The sequence below is a fragment of the Desulfosporosinus sp. I2 genome (genome assembly GCF_000960765.1).
Taxonomy (GTDB): domain Bacteria; phylum Bacillota; class Desulfitobacteriia; order Desulfitobacteriales; family Desulfitobacteriaceae; genus Desulfosporosinus.
The window spans coordinates 1-6,783 of the sequence record NZ_JYNH01000196.1; the positions used below are offsets into that span (position 1 = coordinate 1).

A 6,783-nucleotide genomic window follows, 5' to 3' on the forward strand; every position below is an offset into this window, starting at 1 on the left:
AAGGGTGTCACGGCTTGCGAAAGAGGAACTGTGGGGGTTAAGGGATGTTCTGGGTGTGCTTCAATTGTAAGTAAGCGGGGGAACTATCATGATTCATGAGATACATTTACAGACCAAGAGACGGGACGAAATGCTCGACATAATGGGACAAGTTAAGGAAATCCTGTCGCGGGAAAAGATTCAAGAGGGGCTTATTGTGTTATTTGAACCCCACTGACGGAGCGGTTGTCAATTTCAATTTGCAGCATTGTACTTGCACGGTGGAATTTTGTCCCGCATACTACGGTGTATACTCAGTTTAAAGTGGATATTGCCAAATGCATCTCACAAAATAATTATTGTTTAGTAAATATAAGAGTTCCCTCCTACGCCTGACAACGCAGGAGGGGTTCAATGCATAAAAAATCTCGTCTTACTAAAACTAATACCTAGCTTTACATTACTTTGAATTAGAAACGGCGTCGATTAAACCGTCTCATCTCAAATCTTTCAAATGGATCGAATTCAAATCGCTCAAATGGATCTCTTATCCCAAATCTCTCGAACCTTTCGAAAGGATCAAAGAAAAAGGGGAAAAAAGGAAATCTCCCAAAACCAAAACGATTGAACATTGGCATATCTTAATTGTCTCCTTTCGTTATAGAAGAATAATTTTAAAAACGTTATTAAAAGATAACACCCAAAGCTATAAGGATTAAGATAGCTATAGCGATGATCCCTACTCCTACGCCTGTTCCCATTCCCATTCCACCATAACCGTACATTATATTTCCTCCTCTCTAATTAGAATTCAGAAGCAAATTTCAAAGAGTATGGGAATTAGAATACGATTCCCAATGCGATAAGCAGAAGAATAATTACGACAACAATTGCGATTCCTTCGAAACTGAATTCGCGACGACGACGATCATCTACATCGAAATCCATTTGCATTTCCTCCTTTGCCAAGAGATAGTACATAATATGCACAAGCTGGGGCATGTGGAACAATATGGTAATACAATAACTCTTTAGGCGGTAAGTGGTTTCTGTGGAAGATGTAGAAAGGGAGAGCCGTAAAAGCTCTCCTTACTTCGTTTATTAACTTAGAAGATAACCGCTAATGAGCTGAGGTTCATTAGCTTTGGCTAATTATCTCTATAGGTGATACTAATACCATCCATAGGGATACGGTGCATAGGAATAGGGATACGAAGGGTAATAGCGAGGTCTCGATATAGCAGTCCCAAAGAGGAGAAGGGAAATGAGAAACATAAGATCAACTCCTTCTACATAAAATATTCCATCGTACATGGTCAAGCTCCGAAAATTTTATTTACCATAAAAGGAGAGCGTTTTAAGCTCTCCCTTTTTCTGTTTATAGAAGAATCTATTTTAGAAAATTACGCCTAAAGCAATAAGAATTAAAATAGCAACTGCAATAATTGCTACACCTGCACGAGGTGCAACTGGGACAATTGGTGGACAACAGCATACAGGTGGTCTTACAGGTCCAATGTGTGGTGGAGCACCAACCGGTGAAATGTTTGGAAAATGACCAGGATATCCGTACATAATATATTCCTCCTTTCCATAAAAATAATGTCTAATTTAAAATACGATTCCCAGAGCAATAAGCAGAAGAATAATTACGACAACGATTGCGATTCCTTGAATTTCGATTCTTTCGCGACGACGATCATCTACATCAATACCACCGAATGCCATTTGCATTTCCTCCTTTGTTAAGAGACAGTACATAATATGCACAAGCTGGGGTATGTGGTACAATATGGAAGTTATTTAGTTAATGATGGGTGATATCTAGTTTTTATCTCATCTCATATTTAAGTTTGAGTTGGGTCTGCAAGTGGTTTTTGTGGAAGATGTGAGAAGCATTAACCTTTTTCTTAAATTAGTTGCACATTATAGTGATCTAAAGATGATTAATAAAAAAATTCCCATTTAAAGGCATCATATGTGTTAAAGAAAAAATTCACAAGGCAAATAGCTCTGGACCGGTAGAATCAAATTCCTTTAAAGCACCCTTGACCAACGAATTCCCGAAACTGCTAATAGGTACGGTCGCTCCTGCACCGGCAAATTTAACAAGCGGATCATAAAGACCCAATCCACCCAAGATTGCCCCTGTTACGACTAAAGCACATGTTGTGTGAGCAGGCGTGAGTTTAAGCCCGTCTAATAACAATTGTCCAATGACACAAATAGCTCCTCCAATCAAAAATGCCCAGAGAAATTTTTCCATTGTGACAGCTCCTTATAATTCAATACTTACCGCATGAGCAACAGATGGAATACTTTCTTTCTGCTGATAAGACATAGGTGATAATAGGGCACCAGTTGCGATGACCAATAATTTTTTAATTTCCCCTTTACGCATCCGATTTAGAAAATGTCCAAACGTTGTCGTTGCAGCACAGGTACAGCCACTTCCTCCTGCCAATACCACAGGCTGATCATTCCTATAGATCAAAATCCCGCAGTCTGTAAAAATCTCTTCGGGGATGTCCAATCCATGTTTCTTCAATAAGTCACCAGCGATTCTATGGACTACTCTTCCTAAGTCACCTGTTGCAATAACGTCATAATAAGAAGGGTCTCTATTTAAGTCCCTAAAATGGCTCTCAATTGTATCAACCGCAGCTGGAGCCATTGCTGCACCCATATTGAAGGGATCGGTAAGGCCCATATCAATGACTCGACCTATAGTAGCTGTTGTTACTTTCGGACCATCTCCGTGATCCGTTACCAATGCGGCACCTGACCCCGTAACTGTCCATTGGGCAGTAGGAGGCTTTTGGGAACCGTATTCCGTTGGATATCGGAGATACGGAAATTCAGTGTTGACTAAGCTACCCATTTAACTGTTTCCTTCTGATTATACGTACCGTTCATCCAACATATGCAAAAACCAAGCACCTAATATGCCCCAAATAATAGAAGTGACCATAAAGGAAGTAGCTGAACCTATATTTATAGCTAATATTTTATGAATTCCAATGATATAACACAATGACATAATTCCAAACCAGCTTCCGAAACCGATAAACAATCCTATCAAAATATAATTTTCACTTTTTTCCTTAAGAATAAGATGACTAAATATGACGATTAAGCTGGTAGAAAAACCGATTTGAGTAATGGAACTTATTATTGCCTCTGTAAAGCTATTAAATTCTCTTCCGAAAATCATTAAAGCTGAATAGTTTATAAAACGACGGTTACTAAAGTGGAGTATATAATAAGAAAATAGATTTAGAGCAAATAGAATAAAAGAAGCAAAAGTTCCAGCAATCAAAATCCTTGCAAACCTATCCTTAAGGTCGATGATTTTCATCTTGAGGCCCTCCAATGTTTATTTATTTGATCAAATTTTATAGTACAAGATTCTCTTGAGTGTAAATACCATAACCTTGATTTGTAATCAAAATTTATTTTACCCGTAATCCCGTTAATAAATTCTTAAAAAAGAAAAAAATTAAGTCTCTATCAACTGTTCACAGGCCCAGCCTAAGGGGACAAAGGTGGAGATCTCACTATACATCCTTGAATGTTAAACGAACATTGCGCCTCAGTGGGTCTCCCCTTAGTCTTAACTTTTTCGGTGTTTGCATTATGATGCATGTTTATTCTCATAAAAATACTTCAATGGGATGGATCAGGTTTTTGGCTTTTCATGAAACGCTTAGATAAAGGGAGTTTTCGTTGGCCTATGAAGGCTAAAGAGGTCAAGCAGGTGTCCGTTAAAGAATTACGTTGGCTGCTAGGTGGTAAGGAAAGGCTTAAAGGAAGAAGATGCAACGGTCGTTGACACCGGAAAAATGATCAAAAAACAGCCGACACAATTGATGATAATCCGGATATTCTACAATATCTTGTACCAATGTTATACCGATAAGGGCAAAACGGTACGGAGGTTGCTTAAACCGCTCAACGACAGCCAAGCGAAGATCGTTCGCTATTTAGAGATACCCGAATCAGCTTTTGTTTGAAATGCTACATAACCATGCACTGTAAAAATCCATATTATTACATTCGAAATTACCCGGGGAGTTTTCATGAATATGAGTCTCCATATACTTAGAATTTCCATAATGCGAAATTGAGGGTTAAATTGCCAGCATAATAGGCCTACATTATGCCAGTTAAGGCACAACACTGTGTAGTATCAGATAGGGTTTGGAGTCGCCTTCCTTGTCTCGATCATAGTTTCCTTGGCGAACTGGGGTTTCAAGGAGATGTGGTTTTAATCCAGTCAATGACATAAAATAGAAATAAAGCAGGAAATTTCTACTTTATTTCTATTTTGAATTTTCATGGCTGTTTATTGCTTATACTGGGGTTCCTGCTGTCCGATATATTGCTCTCTTCCTTTTAACTCATTTAGAGCAGAATCAAATGTTTTAGCAAGTTGTTCAAAGCTCTTTTTAGCCTTCTGGTCCTGAGTTTCCAGGGCAAACGTCTTCATGGTTGCAGCTGCGTTTTGAACCGTTGCTATAGCCTGTTGCATCTGTGTTCCAACAGTCATCTTTTAGATCACCTCCTTTTTAGAGTATCCTTTGTTTAACCCTTCGGTCTGAAAATGAGTGCTCCCATGAAAGCAAAAATGATGGCCGCTGATATACCTGCACTGGTAATCTGAAAGATACCAGTCAGGACCCCAATAGGACCGGTAGAATCAAATTCCTTTAAAGCACCCTTGACCAACGAATTCCCGAAACTGCTAATGGGTACGGTCGCTCCTGCACCGGCAAATTTAACAAGTGGATCATAAAGACCCAATCCTCCTAAGATTGCCCCAGTTACGACTAAAGCACATGTTGTGTGAGCAGGCGTGAGTTTAAGCCCGTCTAATAACAATTGTCCAATGACACAAATAGCTCCTCCAATCAAAAATGCCCAGAGAAATTTTTCCATTGTGACAGCTCCTTATAATTCAATACTTACCGCATGAGCAACAGATGGAATACTTTCTTTCTGCTGATAAGACATAGGTGATAATAGGGCACCAGTTGCGATGACCAATAATTTTTTAATTTCCCCTTTACGCATCCGATTTAGAAAATGTCCAAACGTTGTCGTTGCAGCACAGGCACAGCCACTTCCTCCTGCCAATACCACAGGCTGATCATTCCTATAGATCAAAATCCCGCAGTCTGTAAAAATCTCTTCGGGGATGTCCAATCCATGTTTCTTCAATAAGTCACCAGCGATTCTATGGCCTACTCTTCCTAAGTCACCTGTTGCAATAACGTCATAATAAGAAGGGTCTCTATTTAAGTCCCTAAAATGGCTCTCAATTGTATCAACCGCAGCTGGAGCCATTGCTGCACCCATATTGAAGGGATCGGTAAGGCCCATATCAATGACTCGACCTATAGTAGCTGTTGTTACTTTCGGACCATCTCCGTGATCCGTTACCAATGCGGCACCTGACCCCGTAACTGTCCATTGGGCAGTAGGAGGCTTTTGGGAACCGTATTCCGTTGGATATCGGTATTGTTTTTCTGAAGCAGCATTATGACTAGATGAACAAACGAGAACGTTTTTTGCGAATTTACTATCGACAAGTAGGGAAGCCAAAGCCAAACCTTCCATTGAAGTAGAACATGCACCATATAGACCAAGGAAGGGAACGCCCAGTGTACGAGCAGCAAAACTGCTGGGAACAGTTTGGTTCATTAGATCTCCGGCTAACAAGAACTGAACATCTTCTTTTTTCATATTAGCCTTTTTGATCGCTGTCTCACAGGCTTGTTCCTGAAGTTTCTTTTCCGCTTTTTCAAAGCTATCTTGTCCCAGCCAGAAATCTTCATGGAGGAGATCAAAATCGCCAGCCAAAGGACCTTGTGCTTCGTACGGACCTCCCACCGCTGCTGATGCAATAATGGTGGGCTTTGAATCAAAGACCCAAGTTTGATGACCTTGCAGCATTTACATCACACCCAATGCTCTAAAAATAATAATGACTATTGAGACAACAAACGCTGAGAAAACACCATAAACAATCACTGGACCTGATAGTTTAAACATATTACCGCCAACTCCAAGCACATAACCTTCGCTTCGGTGGTCGATAGCAGCGGATGCCATGGTATTAGCAAAACCAGTCACTGGAATTATGGTGCCTGCGCCGGCCCATTGGGCGATATGGTCAAAAACACCGAAACCAGTTAGTAATACAGTTAGTATTACTAAAACAGCTACAGTAGGGTTTCCTGCACTTTCTTGGGAAAAATGAAAGTATGTAACAAAGAACATCTGTATACCCTGACCGATGTCGCAAATGAGACCTCCTACAAAAAAAGCCTTAATACAATTTAATACAATAGGTCTTTTTGGTTCCCTTGCCTGGGCAAATTCCTGGTATTCCAGCTGAGTAGGGGTAAGCTTTTTTTTCTTTTTGTCGGACATGTAACACCTCTTAATTCATTAATTCAACAAGTAAGGACGTAATTTATCCAGGAGATTCTCGAGCTTCTGAGAGTTTCTCATATACATGCCCTTTGCACTTTCATTGTTAGTTTGTAGAGAAAACGTTGAAAGGTCTGCTTGAATTTTTTCAAGGTTAGCATAAAGTAACTCCTTAACTTTTGGTTGTGGAATTTCAACGGCATCATCAAAGAGGTCAAGGAATAAGTCACCGGATGAGTCGACCTGACCGAGAAACACATTTTCAAGGGCAACTCCCATTTTATCAAGTTCGACTTTAAGCCATTCCTGGTTAAGACCTAAAGAGAAAAGAGGCTCATTGAGGATGTTCCCATCCATGATTACGGTTTG

General features: G+C 40.0%; 10 protein-coding genes and 2 pseudogenes. 3 read left to right on the forward strand and 9 right to left on the reverse strand.

Translation table 11 applies throughout. The annotated features are described in order from the left end of the window. Positions 1-88 precede the first annotated feature (88 nt). On the forward strand, positions 89-217 hold the full coding sequence (locus tag UF75_RS30940; protein ID WP_282433860.1) for a hypothetical protein: 129 nt from the start codon (positions 89-91) through the stop codon (positions 215-217). Between the two features lie 1,157 nt (positions 218-1,374). On the opposite strand, the gene UF75_RS23935 is transcribed toward UF75_RS30940, so the two are convergent. From UF75_RS23935 to UF75_RS23950, 4 genes and pseudogenes are all read right to left on the reverse strand, one after another. Next, positions 1,375-1,554, reverse strand: coding sequence for a hypothetical protein (locus tag UF75_RS23935; protein ID WP_045577029.1), 180 nt, complete (start codon positions 1,552-1,554; stop codon positions 1,375-1,377). A gap of 442 nt (positions 1,555-1,996) precedes the next feature. Next, positions 1,997-2,245 (reverse strand): annotated as a pseudogene (locus UF75_RS23940) (SpoVA/SpoVAEb family sporulation membrane protein); the annotation flags it as partial. Between the two features lie 12 nt (positions 2,246-2,257). Next, a pseudogene (locus UF75_RS23945) lies at positions 2,258-2,824 on the reverse strand (stage V sporulation protein AD); the annotation flags it as partial. Positions 2,825-2,878: 54 nt separating this feature from the next. Next, positions 2,879-3,337, reverse strand: a complete 459-nt coding sequence (locus UF75_RS23950; RefSeq protein ID WP_045577030.1) for a hypothetical protein — start codon at positions 3,335-3,337, stop codon at positions 2,879-2,881. A 285-nt stretch (positions 3,338-3,622) separates the two neighbouring features. On the opposite strand from UF75_RS23950, the gene tnpB reads away from it, so the two are divergent. Together tnpB and UF75_RS28720 are read left to right on the forward strand one after the other, a co-directional pair. Then, on the forward strand, positions 3,623-3,811 hold the full coding sequence (tnpB, locus tag UF75_RS27725; protein WP_082075322.1) for an IS66 family insertion sequence element accessory protein TnpB: 189 nt from the start codon (positions 3,623-3,625) through the stop codon (positions 3,809-3,811). Positions 3,812-3,821: 10 nt separating this feature from the next. Then, on the forward strand, positions 3,822-3,992 hold the full coding sequence (locus UF75_RS28720) for a hypothetical protein (protein WP_156146591.1): 171 nt from the start codon (positions 3,822-3,824) through the stop codon (positions 3,990-3,992). 332 nt (positions 3,993-4,324) lie between these two features. On the opposite strand, the gene UF75_RS23960 is transcribed toward UF75_RS28720, so the two are convergent. The 5 genes from UF75_RS23960 to UF75_RS23980 all read right to left on the reverse strand — a co-directional run. Beyond that, positions 4,325-4,528 (reverse strand): DUF1657 domain-containing protein, encoded by a 204-nt coding sequence (locus tag UF75_RS23960; RefSeq protein WP_045577032.1) that lies wholly within the window; start codon positions 4,526-4,528, stop codon positions 4,325-4,327. Positions 4,529-4,563: 35 nt separating this feature from the next. Continuing rightward, the gene (gene spoVAE / locus UF75_RS23965) at positions 4,564-4,917 is read right to left on the reverse strand and encodes a stage V sporulation protein AE (RefSeq protein WP_045577033.1); all 354 of its coding nucleotides are present in this window, start codon (positions 4,915-4,917) and stop codon (positions 4,564-4,566) included. Positions 4,918-4,929: 12 nt separating this feature from the next. Next, positions 4,930-5,934 carry a stage V sporulation protein AD gene (gene spoVAD / locus UF75_RS23970; RefSeq protein WP_045577034.1) on the reverse strand — a complete coding sequence of 335 codons (1,005 nt, stop codon included), beginning with the start codon at positions 5,932-5,934 and terminating at the stop codon, positions 4,930-4,932. Continuing rightward, positions 5,935-6,414, reverse strand: coding sequence for a stage V sporulation protein AC (gene spoVAC / locus UF75_RS23975; RefSeq protein ID WP_045577035.1), 480 nt, complete (start codon positions 6,412-6,414; stop codon positions 5,935-5,937). An 18-nt stretch (positions 6,415-6,432) separates the two neighbouring features. Beyond that, the coding region (locus UF75_RS23980) for a DUF1657 domain-containing protein (RefSeq protein WP_045577038.1) at positions 6,433-6,783 on the reverse strand (351 nt) is incomplete at its 5' end.